The sequence below is a fragment of the Roseofilum capinflatum BLCC-M114 genome, from assembly GCF_030068505.1.
GTDB classification, from domain to species: Bacteria; Cyanobacteriota; Cyanobacteriia; order Cyanobacteriales; family Desertifilaceae; genus Roseofilum; species Roseofilum capinflatum.
In genome coordinates this window covers 1-18,263 of sequence record NZ_JAQOSO010000072.1, presented here as the reverse complement: position 1 = coordinate 18,263, position 18,263 = coordinate 1, and the positions used below count along the sequence as shown (strand labels likewise).

At 46.5% G+C, this 18,263-nt stretch carries 2 protein-coding genes and 1 pseudogene; 1 reads left to right on the top strand and 2 read right to left on the bottom strand.

The window, feature by feature from the left end; genetic code table 11:
• Window positions 1-335 (bottom strand): annotated as a pseudogene (locus PMG25_RS12265) (hypothetical protein); the annotation flags it as partial.
• 269 nt (window positions 336-604) lie between these two features.
• Here PMG25_RS12265 and PMG25_RS12260 point away from each other — a divergent pair.
• Window positions 605-16,774, top strand: coding sequence for an SBBP repeat-containing protein (locus PMG25_RS12260; protein WP_283767191.1), 16,170 nt, complete (start codon window positions 605-607; stop codon window positions 16,772-16,774).
• A 391-nt stretch (window positions 16,775-17,165) separates the two neighbouring features.
• On the opposite strand, the gene PMG25_RS12255 is transcribed toward PMG25_RS12260, so the two are convergent.
• Window positions 17,166-18,134: a hypothetical protein gene (locus PMG25_RS12255; protein WP_283767190.1), complete on the bottom strand. Its 969-nt coding sequence runs from the start codon at window positions 18,132-18,134 to the stop codon at window positions 17,166-17,168.
• Between the last annotated feature and the right edge of the window lie 129 nt (window positions 18,135-18,263).

The window sequence follows — 18,263 nt, the reverse complement described above, 5'->3', positions numbered from 1 at the left end:
AATTGAGGCAATTGTTGTTCTTCAAGAGTCGGTTTTTCCCGTTTAGCTTGACGCTCTAGCTCTGCATGGACATGGAAAAGCTTGAGAATACAACTGCGAATCTCTGAGTGACTCGGACAATTGCGATAGGGTTCTAATAAACAAGGTTTAGCCGCCAATTGGGAGAGTAAACCCAATGCGGGAGGGTTACTTGGGGGTTCTGGGGATGGCTGGAAAATGAGATCGATTTGCAGGGTTTCCCCTGGGATTTCCCGGCTAATTTCCACCGTCCCCAAAGGTTCGAGGAGTTCTTTCAGGTATTGCTTGGCAAATTGGTCGTGGGGTTGGCGCGTCACAGAACAGTTGGATGGCAATGATGTTCTATTTTATGACAGTTGGGGCGATCGCCTTAGCGATCGCCACTAAAAGTTAAGATTTATTACAATTTTCGCGATTTTGCATAAAAATGACCCAATTTTTCTGAGATCTAGGTCGGAAAATTTACGGTATAAACTTTACAGAATCTTCATCAAAATCCGGGAGAACTTTACCCAATCTTGATATTCCACAAAGAAAAAGAGTGATACTTTTAAACCATCTGTTCTCCTACTCCTCTGGGTGTCCTATGAGCTGGTTTGATTTCCTCTTTAAACCCTTGTTTTCCGATAGATCTACCTCGGAAATTCGTAAAACTTTTATTTTAGAACCCATCCTCACTCCTTCAGCGATCCTTGAGCCTCTTGATGATGGGCAAGATTTTGATGTTGAGGGTCAAGAAGATATCCTAGAAAATACGGAATTAGAATCCGATAACGATTCTCTTCAAGATATATCAGAAGATACACTTAAATCAACGGAGGTTTTGCCGGAAATCCCGGATGAAGATTTAGAAGAGATACCGTTTATTTACGGATCGGAAGAAGAAGCAAATGGAGAAAGTGAGCCGGAAGGGGCAGAATCGACGGTAACGGAGGAGAATTTTGTCGCGATCGCCGACTCGGAGACCGAATCCGAGCGTGAAATCACTCAGGAATCCGTAGAATTAACGAGAGCAGAGACGGAACTTGAGGGTGAAACGGATCAGGAATTGGCTCCGTTAGCAACCAATACAGAGACGGATGGAGAAGCACCAGCAGAGTTATCGGCTTTGGGGATAACAGAAGAGATCGTTGCCCAACCGAAGTTTGATTCCGGTTACTTTGTGGTGGGAGAAACAGGAGAAATTGAAATTGATTACCTCTTTGATGGAGGTAAATATAAGGGAGAACTCTCCATTTTTAGCTTAGAGGGAATGGAGGAGTATGAGCCAGATACAGAGGATTTTATTGCCGAAGCAGCTAAAAGATCCAACTCAAATTCAGAACTCGGTCATATTGTCATCTCAGACCGCACTGAAGGCGCACGTTTTAGCGGAGAACTTGGAGAAGCAGATCATAATTCCGGCGAATATCAAGGTGTAAAAACCTTCAATATGCGCTCTGGAGATAGCTTCGCCATGATGCTCGTTCCCAAAGGAAGCGTGCAACGAGTGGTAGACAACCCCGGAATTGGCGGTGCTGCGCGTCCCCTCTTTTCCCTTGCGACTGCGAACCCAGAAGATGGTTTTCACATGGGACAAATTGCTGATGTGACGGGAGAAGGCAATGTTTTTGTGTTTGAAGACTTGCGCGTGGATGGTAAATCTGACGGAGATTATAACGATCTGATTTTCCGCGTCAAGGGTGCAACAGGTAAAACAGCACAGTTGGATGATGTCATTGATACCGCAAAAGATTGGCGCGATTCGGATTTAGGACAGGAATTGATCGCTTATGTGACTGGGGATGATAGCGCGGTTGAAGAGATTGAGATTGACGATCTAGAGGATGTTACTGATACCGAAACTCCCACTGAAGATATTGCCATTAGCGATAACGGTAGGGGCGAACGGCCGTTCGCCCCTACATCTGGAACAGGTGAGGATAGTGATGATACAGAATTAGAGGGCGATAAGGCTCCGTATGGCGATGGCGATCGCCCCACTACCGATACTCCTACGGAAGATAACTCGGTTGAGGATAAGGGAGAAGAGGGCGATCGCCCCACTACCGAAACTCCCACTGAAGATATTGCCATTAGCAATAACGGTAGGGGCGAACGGCCGTTCGCCCCTACATCTGGGACAGGTGAGGATGGTGATGATACAGAATTAGAGGGCGATCGCACCAACCCCGATACCCCTACTGAAGATATCGCTGTTATCGATAGCGTCGAACAGGCGATCGTCCCTACCTCTGGGACATTAGAAGAGCTAAAAACCGGTGAATTTATCGTTGGCGAAACTGGAGAAGTTACCGTTGATTTCCTCTTTGATGGTGGTGGATATAAAGGCGAAGTTGCCATCTTTAGTTTAGAAGGCTTAGAAGATCTCGATCCTAATTCCGAAGAATTTAGAACTGAAGTTTTGCAGCGCATTACCGATGACTCAGATTTAGGTCAAATCATCATTTCCGATCGCACAGAAGGCGCGAAATTCACGGGAGAATTAGGCGAAGTTGACCGCAACTCCGGAGACTATGCTGGTGCGAAAACTGTGCAGATGCAACCTGGAGAAAAATTTGCCGTTGTCCTCGCTCCCAAAGGCAAGATTGAATGGGCTGTTGAAAATCCCGATCGCCCCCTGATGTTCTCTCTCGACTCTCCGCAGTTAGCCGACGCGACTGGGGAAGGTCAGACGTTTGCTTGGGAAGATTTGGATGTCGAGAAGAATTCGGACAAAGATTACAATGACCTCATTTTCCGAGTCAAAGGGGCAACCGGTAAAGCGGATCATATCGATGAAGTGATTGACCCTGGAATGGTGTGGCAAGATACAGAGTTAGGTCAAGCCATCCTCGATTATGGTCAACCCGAAACCTATTTAACCAGCATCAACCAATTTTATAATCCTCGCGAACCCATTTCCATTTATGGAACTCTGAGCGATGTCGATGGTTTAGATGATATCGATCTTGAGAGTGTAAAAATCTTCTTGGAAACGGAGACTGGAGAAGAGTTTAATGTTACTGATGAAGTTGAGCTAAAGGATGATAGTGGCGATCGCATTGAATTCAATTATCGCAAAGAGTCCTTAGAACCTGGTCATTATCGACTCAGGATAGTTGCTGAAGATAATGATGGTCGAGTTTCCGAGCATAGGGTAGAAAAATTTACGGTGTTGTCCTTGGATGAGGGAGAGGAATTGAGCGATCGCGTCCGGTGGTCTTTAGAGCGTTCCGTTAACCTAGAGCGCTATACCCGCGAAGAACTCGAATCCGCCCAACAATGGGTCGTTAGCGTCCGTAATGGGGAGTTTTCTGAGGAATTGGCTACCCAACTCGATGCCACCTCTTTAAGACCAACGGGACATATTCCCAACACTTACATCTGGGAATTCCCTGAAGGAACCGATCCCGATAAGATTGGGGACAAATTCGCCAGTGTGGGGGCGATCGAATTTGCCTATCCCCTAGTTGCTGTTGACCTAGACTTTTTCTCTAACCAACCTTGGCATATTCAAAACACCGGACAAACCGGCGGTACTCCAGGCATTGATACCTCAGTTAAAAAAGCGTGGGATACCCATGGAGTCAACGGAAATGGAGTCGTCATTGGCATTATTGATGATGGATTTGATGTCCAACATCCCGATCTATCATCCAACTATCGTGCTGACTTGAGTCGTGACTTTGATGAAGAAAGCCATAAAGACAATCACAAAGATGGCCCTCAAAGCAAGACCTTAAAAACCACCCTTCGCTATCCAGTTTCAGAAAGTATCCCTTCCCAATCGGATAAATTCATCTTAAGGCACGATCCTAAGAAAACTCCCAAGATCAGCGATCAAAGATTAGATAACGGATTGTTCTCTGGCCTATTACAAGATCTCACCCTAGATCTCGATCTTTCTCTAATTCCAGGTCAAGGGAATATCAACGATTTAAATATTAAGCTCCAAAGTCCTTGGGGCACTGAATTTGAACTCACCAACATCAAAGAAGGCAAACACCAGTATTCTACTGACATTTTTAAGGGTCAAGAAATCAATCCCAAAGTTCCAGGTATTTCCCAGAGCTATTGGAAATTACTGGTTGACAACAGCAATCCTCAAACCAAAGGAGTGATCCATAATTGGTCTCTTGATATGACTCTCGAAAACCATCATGGAACTCAAGTTGCTGGAGTCGCCATAGGGCAAAACAACCCAACAGAAGGAACCAGTGGAGTCGCTCCCGGAGCATCTTGGGCCGCATTGAGAATGGGTTCTGATGGATTCAATGATATCAAAATTCCTGACGCTTTATCTCACAAAAATCAAGACATTGATATCTACAATAACAGTTGGGGACGGGGATTTTATGATGAAACAGATATCCTCAGCTCAGGAGAATATGCCATTGAGCAGGGAATAAAGGAAGGACGCGAGGAATTAGGTGAGGGATTAGGGAATATCTTTGTTTTTTCTGGAGGAAATGGTAGACAAGACAAAGATAACGTTAACTATAATCTCTTAGCCAACTCTCGCCATACCATTGCTGTTGCTGCGGTTAATCATCATGGCAAACAAACCATATATAGTACCCCTGGTGCGCCGTTATTAGTGTCCGCGCCTGCCAGTGATTTTTCTACATTTTCTTACAGTCAAAAAACTGATATTCAAGCAGGAAAAACCTATAAGTTTGATATCGATATCAACAATTTGCAGAAAAAAATCGAAGAATTGCAAGTGACTGTAGGTATAGATCGCAACAACCTTGAAAACCTCTCCGCTTCTTTAGTTCAAGTTGTGAATGGACAAGAAAAACAGCGTGTCAAATTATTTGCGGATGTACCCTTTGAGAAAGGAGCAGCCATTAATCTCGATGATTCTGCCCAGCGTTCTCTTCCCAATCAAACGGTTCCCTTTTATGGCAACTTTAAACCAGAAGAATCTTTGAGCAAATTTATTGGTGAAAATGCTCAAGGAACTTGGCGCTTGGAAATCGAAGATAAGACTCCAGGAAATCAAATAACAGGCCAACTTCGTGGTTGGACTTTAGCCACTCAATTGGGAGGCATTGCCACCACAGATCTTCAGGGAATAGAAGGAGTGACTGATGACGATTATACCTCTGGTTTTGGTGGCACTTCAGCCGCAGCACCCATGGTTTCTGGTGTCGTTGCTTTAATGCTTGAAGCCAATCCTCTCTTAACCTGGCGAGATGTGCAGCATATCTTAATTGAGAGCGCTGATAAAAACGATCCAACAGATAAAGATTGGAAAACCAATTTAGCTGGTTACGAAGTCAATCATAAGTATGGATTTGGTTTGGTTAATGCTGAGAAAGCAGTAGAGTTAGCGAAAACTTGGCAAAGAGTCCAGAACGAAACAGACTCTCCTCTTGAATTTCCCATGCCTGGTGTACTGCTGGAAATTCCAGAAAAAGAATTGCCTCCGAATCTATTACCTGGCGAGGAAACTTCTGGCATTCGTTCTAAGATTGAAGTGACTGACACGATCGATGTTGAGTGGGTGGAAGTGATGGTCGATATTGCCCATGATGATGCTGATAATCTAGAGATTGAACTAATTCATAGAGATGCTCAAGGACAAGAAAGTAAATCTCTCTTAGCCAGTGCATTTGAATACTCTAAGGGCAGTAAACATTCGGTTCACAATCTTGATACATGGGTATTTACTTCCCCTCGGCATTGGGGAGAAACATCTGAAGGCACTTGGGAATTAAGAGTAGTAGATCGGGAAACAAGCAATGGTTCTCCTGTAGGAATTTTATCATCTTGGCAGTTAACCCTTCATGGAACCGATCCCAATGTAATCAATCAACCGCCAGAATTGACCTCAGTTGATACCTTAACAGAGGCGACGCAAAAGAGTCCCTTTACCATCACTTATGAGGATTTATTAGCTGCTTCTGATGCTGAAGATCCAGATAAAGATATCATTTCTTTTGAAGTAAGCAATCCCGTTAATGGCACATTGCGTAAGGATGGTGTGGTCATTAATCCAGGGGAAACCGTCGAATTAAAAGCAGGAGAAACTTTGGAATGGACACCCGATAGTGCTGGAGATGAAGTACCCGCATTTCAGGTGCGTGCCAGTGATGGCGAACTGTTTTCAGACACTCCTGTGGATGTGAACATTCAGGTTGAACCCTTACCCACAGTGACTCTGAATTCATTCATTCCTACAGTTCCAGAAGTCGGAGGATCTAGTACATTAATGCTTTTCTTACCTGGAGGTGCATTAACTGAAGATATTACCGTAAATTATACAATTCAAGGAACAGCAACCAACGGCACAGATTACCAACCTTTAACCGGTAGTGTAACCATTCCAGCCGGCCAATTCTTTGCTCCTATCTCCATTAATTCCATTGACGATAATCAGTTTGAAGGGGATGAAACCGTTGTCATTACGTTAGCAGAAGGAACGGGTTATGTTGGCGATACAACCACCAGTCATACCATTACCATTACAGATAATGACCCCATTCCTGCTACAGTGACCCTGAGTTCCCTGGATACAGAGGCAACAGAAGATGGGAATGCGGCGCAATTTATCGTCACTCGCACGGGAGATACGGATGAAGCGTTGACGGTGAATTATACCTTGCGTGGCAGTGCGGAAAATGGCGAAGATTATCAGGAATTAACGGGGACGGTGACCATTCCTGCGGGTGCGGAAACGGCGACTATTCCCGTGGTTGCGCTCCATGATTATGCTCTGGAAGGGGAGGAAACGGTTGAGATTGAGTTGCAGTCGGCTCAAGGGTATCAGTTGAGTGGGGAAACTACGGCAACAGCGACGATCGCCAATAGTACCACTACCTCCCGTTACGGCCCGTTTGTCTATGTCAATCCGGATACGGGAAATCAGTATTTGTTGAGTCAACCGGATACTTGGTTAGGCGCTCAGGAACAAGCGCAAGCTTTGGGAGGTAATTTAGTTGGGATTAATAGCCAAGCTGAAAATGATTGGTTAGTCGATACTTTTGGTAATATACCCTTCTCTATTGGCTTGACAGATAGTGAGATTTATGGTCAGGAAGAAGGTGATTTTGCCTGGGTGAATGGAGATGAGTTTGATTACACCAATTGGAAACCTGGAGAACCGAATAATATTATTGCTGGAAATGAAGATTTTGCAGCGATTAATCAGCATGTTATCGGTCAATGGAACGATCGCGTAGAAACCGGCGACTATCCTGGTATTATCGAAATTGACCCCAGTACCCTGGAGAAACCGATTGTCAATGTCATGGTGACCGATGATGAGGCTGGTGAAGATGGCAATGCGGGGCAAATTGTCATTACTCGCGTCGGAGATTTGACCAAGGAGTTGACGGTTAATTACTCTGTTGCGGGTGATGTCACGAATGGCGTTGATGTTGCCGAGTTGAGTGGTGAAATTACCATTCCTGCGGGTGAGTCGTTGGTGGTGCTGCCGATTCTGGCGCTGTATGATGGCGTGTTCCAAGAAGGAGAAGAAAAGGCGATTGTTAAGCTGAGTTCTAGCGATAATTATGCCATTGGAACCCATGGGACGGGGGAAGTGAAAATTAAGGACAATCACAAACCTTTTGAACCGGAATTTGTCCGTCAATGGGGAACTTCTAGCTCCGATCGCGGTCAAGCTCTCACTTCTGATGCTGCCGGTAATATTTATGTCGTTGGCATAACCAGAGGTAATTTAGATGGCAATACCAATGCTGAGGAGATCAGCCAATACTCATCCGATCCGTTTATTACCAAGTACGATGATAGCGGCAATAAACTGTGGACAAGACAACTGGGTACAACTGGATGGGATCACTACACCGAAGTTGCGGTTGATGAGAATGGTAATATCTTTGCTATTGGCTATGATGACAGTCATCCTGTGGGGACTTTAGGAGGAGGCGATCACAAGTTTGCTAAATGGGATAGCGAAGGCAATTTACTCTGGGAAAAACACATTGGTACTCCCAATCATGAGTTTTCTAGCGGATTAAAACTCGACCCTGATGGCAATCCGGTAATCTCCGGTTGGACTTGGGGAACGTTTGGCGAAACGACTCAAGCAGCAACGGATTACTTTATTGCCAAATATGACACTGATGGTAATGCAATTTGGATTCAACAAGATGGAACAGACGAACACGATCGCGGCCGGGATGTAGTCATTGATAGTGCTGGTAACATCTACGCGGTCGGCATTACGGAAGGGAATCTTGGTGGTGAGAATGCCGGAGAATCAGATGTTTTCGTCACTAAATACGACGCTGACGGTAACGAAATCTGGACAAAACAATTGGGTACAGAAGGGGCTGAGAGTCCCGGAAAATACGGCGCGTATCGCAATGTGAGCGTCGATATTGATGACTCTGGCAAGCTCTATATTGCGGCTGAGAGCCAAGGTACGCTAGAAGGTCATGAAAGTCAGGGTTCAATGGATGCGCTTCTGTTCAAGCTAGATGAAGAAGGCAATACCGTCTGGACGCAACAATTCGGAGGTGCAGGCAGCGATCGCACCACTGGCATTAAAGTAGATCCAGATGGTAACTTCTATCTCAACGGTTGGACAAACGGCTCCATCAACGGTCAACCGCGCTTAGGTCATGCTCCATTCCTAGCTAAATTTGACAGCGAAGGCAAGAACCTGTGGACAACCATCTACGGAACCAGCGATGCCGAAGATATAACCTACGATATCGAAGTTGACGCTAGTGGCAATGTCTACACCACGGGATATACAACTGGTGATTTTGGCGGTGAAAATGCGGGAGAACACGACATTTGGCTGGCGAAATTCCCCGCCACTCCCGTCCCTTCGGAACCGACCATTTACACCAATCCAGTCACCGGAAGTCAGTATTTCTTGACCACATCCGATACCTGGTTAGGCGCACAGGAACAAGCCCAAGCTGCTGGTGGTAACTTGGTTTCTATTAACAGCGCCTCGGAAAATCAATGGTTATTCGATACCTTTGGCGGAAACATGCACTGGCTTGGTTATACGGATAGTCCGATCTATGGCGCTCAAGAAGGTGAATTTCAGTGGGTAAATGGCGATTCATCAACTTACAATAATTGGTTCTATCTCTCACCCAATAATGTTCCTTTGACGAGAGATGGTAAAGACTTGCTAGAAGGTGAAGACTTTGCTCACAACAATTTCCGCTTCCCCGATCCGAATTCTCCCACAGGGTTTACTGAGTTTGGAAAATGGAACGATTTGCCAGCAGATTACTGGAATTTAGCAGGCATTGTCGAAATTCCTGGTACTCCTGAACCGATTCCCGATAACGCTTGGATACGTCAGTTGGGAACCGAAGGAAGCGATCGCACTTCCGGAGTCACCGTTGATGATTTTGGTAACGTCTACGTCGTTGGTACTACGGACGGCAATTTAGACGGTGAGAATGCCGGACAAGAAGATGCCTTTGTCGCCAAATATGATGTCGATGGCAATCTCTTGTGGAAGAAACAACTGGGAACTGTCGCCATTGATGAAACTCGTGGTATTACCGTTGATGAAACTGGAAAAGTTTACATTACCGGACACACTTTCGGCGATCTAGAAAGCGCCAACCAAGGATTAAGTGATGTCTTTATCCTCAAATTAGATGCTGATGGTCAAGAATTGCTGCAAAAACAAATCGGCAGCAGCAGCGATGATTATGCCACCAGCATCACCGTAGACGAAACTGGCAATATCTATCTGTCAGGATTTACCGGTGGAAATCTCCAAGGAAATAACGCCGGAGGTTACGATCCTTGGGTGGCCAAATATGATGCCAATGGAGAACTCATCTGGAACGATCAGTTTGCTACCTCCAGCCATGAAGGAGCCATTGATATCGCCATTGACAGCTTAGGAAACACTTACCTCATCGGCCATACCTATGGCGCTCTTGGTGGCGCAAATGCCGGAAGTCAAGATGCCTTTATCATTAAATACAATGCTCAAGGCGTTAAAGAATGGCAAAAACAGCTCGGTACAGCAGAGTACGAAGAAGGTCATAGCCTTGCCATTGACAGCGAAGATAATATCTACATCACTGGCAATACTCAAGGTTCCCTAGGCGGAGAAAATCAAGGCTTACAGGACATCTTTATTACCAAGCTCAATCCCCAAGGTAATGAACTCTGGAAGCAGCAATTTGGCTCAATTTCTGAAGATTCAGCTTCCCGTCTGGCCATTGATCAAAATGATGTGATTCATCTGGCTGGATTTACCACCAACACCTTAAATGGCCAAACCCTAACCGGGGGTCAAGATGCCTTCCTGATGCTCGTCGATAAAGACGGTCAACATTTAGAAACCCAAACCCTGGGAACAGTGAATAATGACACCGCTCAAGATATTGTCATTGACCGCAGTGGCAACTTCTATCTCACCGGATACACAGAAGGCAATTTAGCGGCAGAAAATGCTGGCGGCAAAGATTTCTGGGTATCTAAAAATCAAGTTCCCAAAGCTGGTTATAACTGGACGTGGACATATTTCGGCGAAGACTTACACACCCAAGGCAACACCGTTCGCCTAGAGTCCACCCCCAATACCGATGCTGCCAAAGCCGACTTTTTAGCCAATCTCGATAATATTGAAACCGTTGATTTCGAGAACTTTAATCATGGCGATAAACCAACCGTTTTAGACTTTGGCTCTACCCAAGTAACCCTTAGTGGCCATTCAGTTGTTCGTGAAGTTACTACAGCAACGAGTGGCGGCATGTTCCCCTCTTCTGGTGACAACTTGTTGCAAAGTTCTGATGATACCTATCTCACCCTGGAATTTGACAGTCCTCAGTCTGCATTTGGATTCACAGCAACCGACTCTGAAGGTTTTCCTCTTGTCCTTACTGTTCATCATGAGGATGGCACAACCAGCGACTTAGATATTCCGGCAAAAGCCGTTTGGCCAGCAAATTCTGGTTCTGCTTTCTTCTACGGCATCACCGATATTCATTCTCCCTTTACTAAACTCACCTTAATTCGACAGGCAGGTACTGAACGCATTGGACTCGATGATTTAGTCATTGGCGACCTTAAACCTGACGTTCTCCTGAAGACTTCTACCCCTCCCAATCAAACTCTCCATCTGGCTTATCACGAGGATACCCCTCTAGATTTAAGTAATATTATCGTCACCGACCCCGATGGAGAAGCCACGGTTAAATTAACCCTCTCCGAAACCGATGCTGGAAAGCTTTCTACGGCAACTTCTGGCACAGTCACCTCCACTTACGACCCGGAAACCGGAGTTTGGACAGCAGAAGGTGCAGTCAGCGACTTGAATCAACTCTTAGCCGATTTAGAGTTTAAACCCACGGCAAATTCTGCCGAAAGCGTCACCATTGCCACGGAGATTATCGTCCAGTCGGGTCTGGTTTTAACCGGAACCATCCAGTTAACCGGACTGCCGAAAAATGACACGCCAACCATCGCCGTAACTCCCACACTGCAATCTACTGTACAAATGGGAAGCAATACCTGGGATGGTGCAACCGATATCGCCGTTGATGAAGCCGGAAATCAATACATTATCGGCTATACGAATGGCGACCTCGATGGCAATACCAACGCCGGAGACAATCAAGAAAACGGCCATGGTGATGGGTTTATCATCAAATATGATGCCGAAGGCAATAAAGTCTGGACAAAACTCTTCGGAGGAACTGAAGGAGAGCGGTTAAACCGCATTGAAATTGGTGCAGATGGCGGACTCTACATTACCGGCAGTACGTTTAGCTCCCTCGCTGCACCCCATGCCGGTGATAAAGATGCCCTATTTGTCAAGTACGACACCGATGGTAACTTGATCTGGACTCGTCAACTGGGAACAGAAGGAGAAGAAATCTTATCCGGACTCACCAGCGATGCTGACGGTTATCTGTACACCTCTGGCTATACTCACGGCATTCTCAGCAATGAAGTCACCAGCAGCGAAACCGGTTATGATTCCCTGCTGATTAAATGGGACAAAGACGGCAATCAAATCTGGGCAAAACAGATGAATGAGTGGGGAAGCAATACCGGTAGCGAGTTAGCCTTCGACCCCACCACCAATACCATTTATCAAAGCGGTTGGATTAACCAAGCCTTACCCGGACAAACCCACAATGGCAAAACCGATGCTTATCTCACCCGGTTTGACACCGACGGTAACCTCATCTGGGGTCGTCAGTTAGGCAGCACCGAAAACGATAGTATTGCCTCCTTAACCGTCGATAACCAAGGCAATATCGCTCTACTGGGAACCACATTTGGCTCCCTCGAAGGTCATACCTCTGCTGGAGGTGGCGATATCTTTGTTGCCAAATACAACAACAGTGGCGACCAACTCTGGACGCATCAACAAGGAGGAGAAGGGTACGATTATGGAATCTATGGTGGCATTGAAACCGACGCACAGGGGAATATCTTCTTCTCGGCCACTCAAACCGGAGAAACCACCAGTTACGATGCCTTGATTACAGCCCTTGACCCCGATGGTAATCCCATTCCCTGGACAGAAACGGTTGCTAATCCGGGTTGGGATAACATGGCAACCCTCACGTTTGACGCAACCAACGAGAACCTCTACGCCATAGGTGGTTCTCAAGATTCTGTGAATGGTCAACCCAATGCGGGTTTTACAGATGTGGTCTTGTTTACCTACAACAGGACTCAACCTTATAAAGAAGATACGCCTGTTGCTCTGAGTCCCATTCATGTCAATGATTCTGATGTTGGCGAAACCCTAACCGTTACTCTCGCGCTCTCCGACACCAACGCCGGAACCCTAACCAGCAACACCAGCAACGCAGCCGAAACCACCTTTACCAACGGCACGCTCACCGTCACCGGAAGCGCTCAAGATGTCAACGCCATCCTCCAGGATCTGCACTTTAATCCCGCAACCGGTTACACGGAAACCGTCACCATTGACACCTCCGTTACCGACGGCAACAGCGACCCCGTAGCAGGTGCAACCATCACGTTAAATGGCATTAAAGCCCCCCAATTCCTAACTCCAGAAACCCCCTATCTCAGCTTTGAAGATAGTCCCTTCAAAGATCAAAGTTTCTCTTCTTTCTATCTGGAAACTTTTGAAGATGGACAACTCAATACTCCAGGACTCGCCATTTCTGAGGGATGGCTCATTAATCCCAGTAACCAACCTACGGCGGTTGACTCAGTTGACGGGGATGATGGAGCCATTGATGGTAGCGGTCTCGGTGGCAGTAGCTGGTATGCGTTTGGAGCGCGAAACTTCACGGTTACGTTTGATGAGGAAATTCTCGGAGAACTCCCCACCCACGCGGGTTTTGCCTTAACCGATATTAGTCGCAGCGATATCACCCAGTTAGGATCGGGTCGCGTTGTTTTTGAAGCATTTGATGCCAAGGGTCAATCTCTGGGTACAAAAACTATCGACTATGGCGATAATCTTTGGGGAGGTCAGACGGCTGAAGACCGCTTCTTAGGTGTGATTTATGAAGAAGGAATTGCCAGCTTAAAAATCAGCCTCCCCGATGAAAATCGCGGCGGAGAAATCGACCATATTCAATATGGCGTAGCTGGAGAAGAAAATACCAAACCTACCTTGCAAGTCGAACCCACCCAGCAATGGGTACAGCAACTGGGTGGCCCTGGTTTTGATAGTGCGAGAGATATTGCCGTCGATGATAACAATAATGCCGTTATCGCGGGTTCCTATTCCAACAGGGATGGCTTTGTCGCCAAATACGATGAAGATGGCAATCAACTGTGGACTCAAGAGTTAAACTCACCCGATACCGATGAACTCCACGGAGTTACCACGGATGCTCAAGATAATGTCTATACCGTTGGCTCCACTAATGGTTCCGTTGAAGGTCATGCCAATTTAGGCAAGAAAGATGCCATCTTCGTGAAATACGATGCAGACGGTAACCTGGTTTGGTCACAACAATTTGGCACAAGCGAACACGATCAACTGCACAAAATTATTAGCGATGATGCTGGTAATCTTTACAGTGTCGGTTATACCGATGGCGTAATGGATGGAGAACCCGATAAAGGTCTTGCGAATGCTCTGCTGATTAAATGGGATAGTGAAGGAAATGCCATCTGGACACAACAACTGCGCTCCGATACGGGTGCAAGTACGGTGGGTTGGGATTTAGCACGGGATGAAGCAACGGGTAGCATTTATATTACCGGTTACGGGCCGGGGTCTCTCAACGGTGAAACCAATGCTGGTAGCCACGATGCCTTTATCGCTAAGTATGATAATGAGGGAAATCTGGTCTGGAATCGGCAGTTAGGAACAGCAGAACACGATGAAGCTTATGCGATCGCACTTGACACCGATGGTAACCCCTATATTACCGGTTGGACAAAAGGCGCTCTAGAGGGTCACAGCTTAAACGGCGAATATGATGGCTTCGTTGCCAAATACGACCCCGAAGGCAATCTCATTTGGACAGAACAATACGGTACAGACGGTAAAGATATCCATAGCGGTATCAACATCGATGAAAATGGTCAAGTTGCCATTACCGGTTCGGTCGGAAGTTCTCTTGATGGAAATACTTACGCTGGTGGAATTGATGCCGCTTTAACCGGACTCGATACCAACGGTAACCGCAGTTGGAGTCAACAGTTTGGCTTCTCTGGTTCGGATTATTTAAGAGATATTACTTCCGCCAATGATGGTGGTTTCTATGCTACTGGTGGAGTTGATGGTGCAATGCCAGGACAAACCCACAATGGTTCCCTCGATCCCATTGTCGCCAAATATAGCTTCAACCAAACCTATCAAGAAGATACCCCGGTTGAACTCAACAACATCTTCATCAACGATGAAGACACCAACGAAACCCTAACCGTCACCCTCGCGCTCTCGGATACCAACGCTGGAACCCTAACCAGCAACACCAGCAACAGCGCCGAAACCACGTTTGCCAACGGCACGCTCACCGTCACCGGAAGCGCTCAAGATGTCAACGCCATCCTCCAGGATCTGCACTTTAATCCCGCAACCGGTTACACGGAAACCGTCACCATTGACACATCCGTTACCGACGGCAAGAATAACCCCGTAACCGGCGCAACCATTACCCTAGAAGGCAATGCCAAACCTACCTTGCAAGTCGAACCCACGCAAGAATGGGTACAGCAACTCGGAAGCACCGGTTATGATGCTTTAGGCGATGTCGCCACTGATGCACAAGGCAACGTCTTCATCACCGGATGGGTACGTGGCGATATCGACGGCAATGAATACCAAGGCGGTTCGGGTTTACCCGGAAGCAGTGGCGATGGTTTCCTGACCAAATATGACAAAGATGGCAATAAACTCTGGACAACCACATTAGGCTCGGCTGAGGCTGACGGATTTAGTGGAGTGGACACCGATAGCCAAGGCAATGCCTATGTCGTTGGTTCAACTTTGGGTAGTTTAGACGGTCACGAAAATTTAGGAAAAACTGATGCCTTCTTTGGCAAATATGACGGTGAAGGCAACTTAATTTGGTCGCGACAAATTGGCACGAGCGAACATGATAACTTAGCCAAACTGATTGTCGATAAAGATGACAATATCTACACCGTGGGAGCGACTGCCGGAATTATGGAAGGAACAAATAGTCATCATGACTATGATGCCTTAATCCAGAAATGGGATAGTGATGGCAATTTGCTCTGGACACGACAAATGACTTCAACTCAAGCTAGTCGTAGTTTAGCCACCGATGTCACGCTTGATGAAGCAACTGGAGACTTGTTACTAACGGGTTATGCTGCTGGTACTCTAGATGGACAAACGGCTGTCGGTCATTGGGATGTAATGGTGGCTCGATACGATAAAGACGGCAACAAAATCTGGGAACGTCAATTTGGCACAACCGACCAGGATTTAGGACAAGCAATTGATACGGATTCTGAAGGAAATATCTATGTTTCTGGCATGGTTACCGAAGCCTTAGAAGGGGAAACCCATGAAGGAGCCAGAGATGCTTTTGTCGCCAAACTGGATAAAGACGGTAACCTGATTTGGACAGAACAATTTGCCCAAAATGGTAGCACCGATCCCAACCGCCAAGGCGACGATCATGCCTATGGCATTGGAGTCGATAATAATGACCAAGTATACGTCACCGGTCATGTCGGCGGCCCCTTAGACGGCAACCAACATGCGGGTAGTATTGATGCCGTTATCACCGGACTCGATACCAACGGCAACCGCAGTTGGAGCCAACAATTTGGTTTCCCTGGTTGGGATGTTTTGAGCCAAATTGAAGTTGATGAGGATAACAACCTCTTCATTGCCGGTTCTGTTACAGGCGCAATGCCAGGACAAACCCACAACGGTTCTACCGATCCCATTGTTGCCAAATATAGCTTCAACCAAACCTATCAAGAAGATACCGCGGTTGAACTCAACAACATCTTCATCAACGATGAAGACACCAACGAAACCCTAACCGTCACCCTCGCGCTCTCGGATACCAACGCTGGAACCCTAACCAGCAACACCAGCAACAGCGCCGAAACCACGTTTGCCAACGGCACGCTCACCGTCACCGGAAGCGCTCAAGATGTCAACGCCATCCTCCAGGATCTGCACTTTAATCCCGCAACCGGTTACACGGAAACCGTCACCATTGACACATCCGTTACCGACGGCAAGAATAACCCCGTAACCGGCGCAACCCTTACCCTAGAGGGAAATATCACCGTTCCACTCCCTGAATCGTTTAGTCCCTCGATCCCTGGAGTTTCAGTTGGTGGAGGTAATGGTGTCCCGAATGGCTTCACCACTCCTTAATCAGTGTTCAACTTATTCATTCACACAACCCACAAAATCATGGACAAAAACCAAAAATTCCACTTCAAGATATAAACCCAAAATCTATAAGGGCGAATTTCAAACTAGCGCTCTTATATTTATCCATCTTAGTAGTGGAAATATCCCCTGATAAAACACAAAAAACCTTTAGGAGGTTCAGTAATGGGTGTTTTAGCCATTGGAGTGGCGGTTGTGGGTGTCGCCATTAAACGAAAATTCTTCCCCAAACAGAACGCGAAAGCCTCTTAAAAGGGGACATTCGCTCTAGCCTTGAGGTTGGGTTGGGGGTGACTCGACTCAACCGATGGGGGGAGTTTGGAGGAGAGAGAGGGCGATCGCCTCAGAGATGGAGAGGGCGATCGCCTTTCACTCAACTTTCCTCAGTCTCACCAGAACTCCCAAACCGCTCCAATAGCTCCTCACGAGAAGCACTCAAACACAAAGGCATAAACTCATCGGGAGGACACTTCAGTAAAGCATCAATAATCCCCAAAAGCGCCTCATCCAACTCACCAAACCGAGTCCTGAGTAAGGCTTCAATCATCAACCGTCGTTCCTGTTGAACCCCCTGCTCAAGTCCTTGCTGAAGTCCCTGTTGAACCCCCTGCTCAAGTCCTTGTCGAATTCCTTCTTGAATGGTATCTTCTCGCCATTTTATATACGCTGGTGATAATTCCATCATTAACTCCTGATCGTCTTCGTCTAGTTCTATTTTAGTGGCTACATTAATTCGCCATATCCCCACTAGCTCTAATATATTTCGCCGTTGAGGATCTTCTCTGGGTAATTCCAGCACTTCCTGAATTGCCCTTTTCTGTGTTCCTCCTTTCCCTAACATCCTTAACCATAGGGTTTCTGGGATTTCTGGCAATTGATTAATGGCAATAATCCCCGTTTGGTTAATTTGTGCGAGTCGATAGACTCCTGTATAGCCATACTCAGTATTCTCCTTAGCACCTAATTCTTCCAATAGCTTCTTAGATGCTGTTGGCGTTAAAATCCATAATTGAGGCAATTGTTGTTCTTCAAGAGTCGGTTTTTCCCGTTTAGCTTGACGCTGTAGCTCTCCATGAACATAGAAAAGTTTGAGAATACAACTGCGAATCTCTGAGTGACTCGGACAATTGCGATAAGGTTCTAATAAACAAGGTTTAGCCGCTAATTGAGAGAGTAAACCCAATGCTGGAGGGTTACTTGGGGGTTCTGGGGATGGCTGGAAAATCAGATCGATTTGCAGGGTTTCCCCTGAAATTTCTCGGCTAATTTCCACTGTTCCCAGGGGTTCAAGCAGTTCTTTGAGGTATTGCTTGGCAAATTGGTCGTGGGGTTGGCGTGTCACGGAGCAGTTGAGTCAGATTGATACTCTATTTTATGATAGTTGGGGCGATCGCCACTCCCTCAACTTTCCTCAGTCTCACCAGAACTCCCAAACCGCTCCAATAGCTCCTCACGAGAAGCACTCAAACAC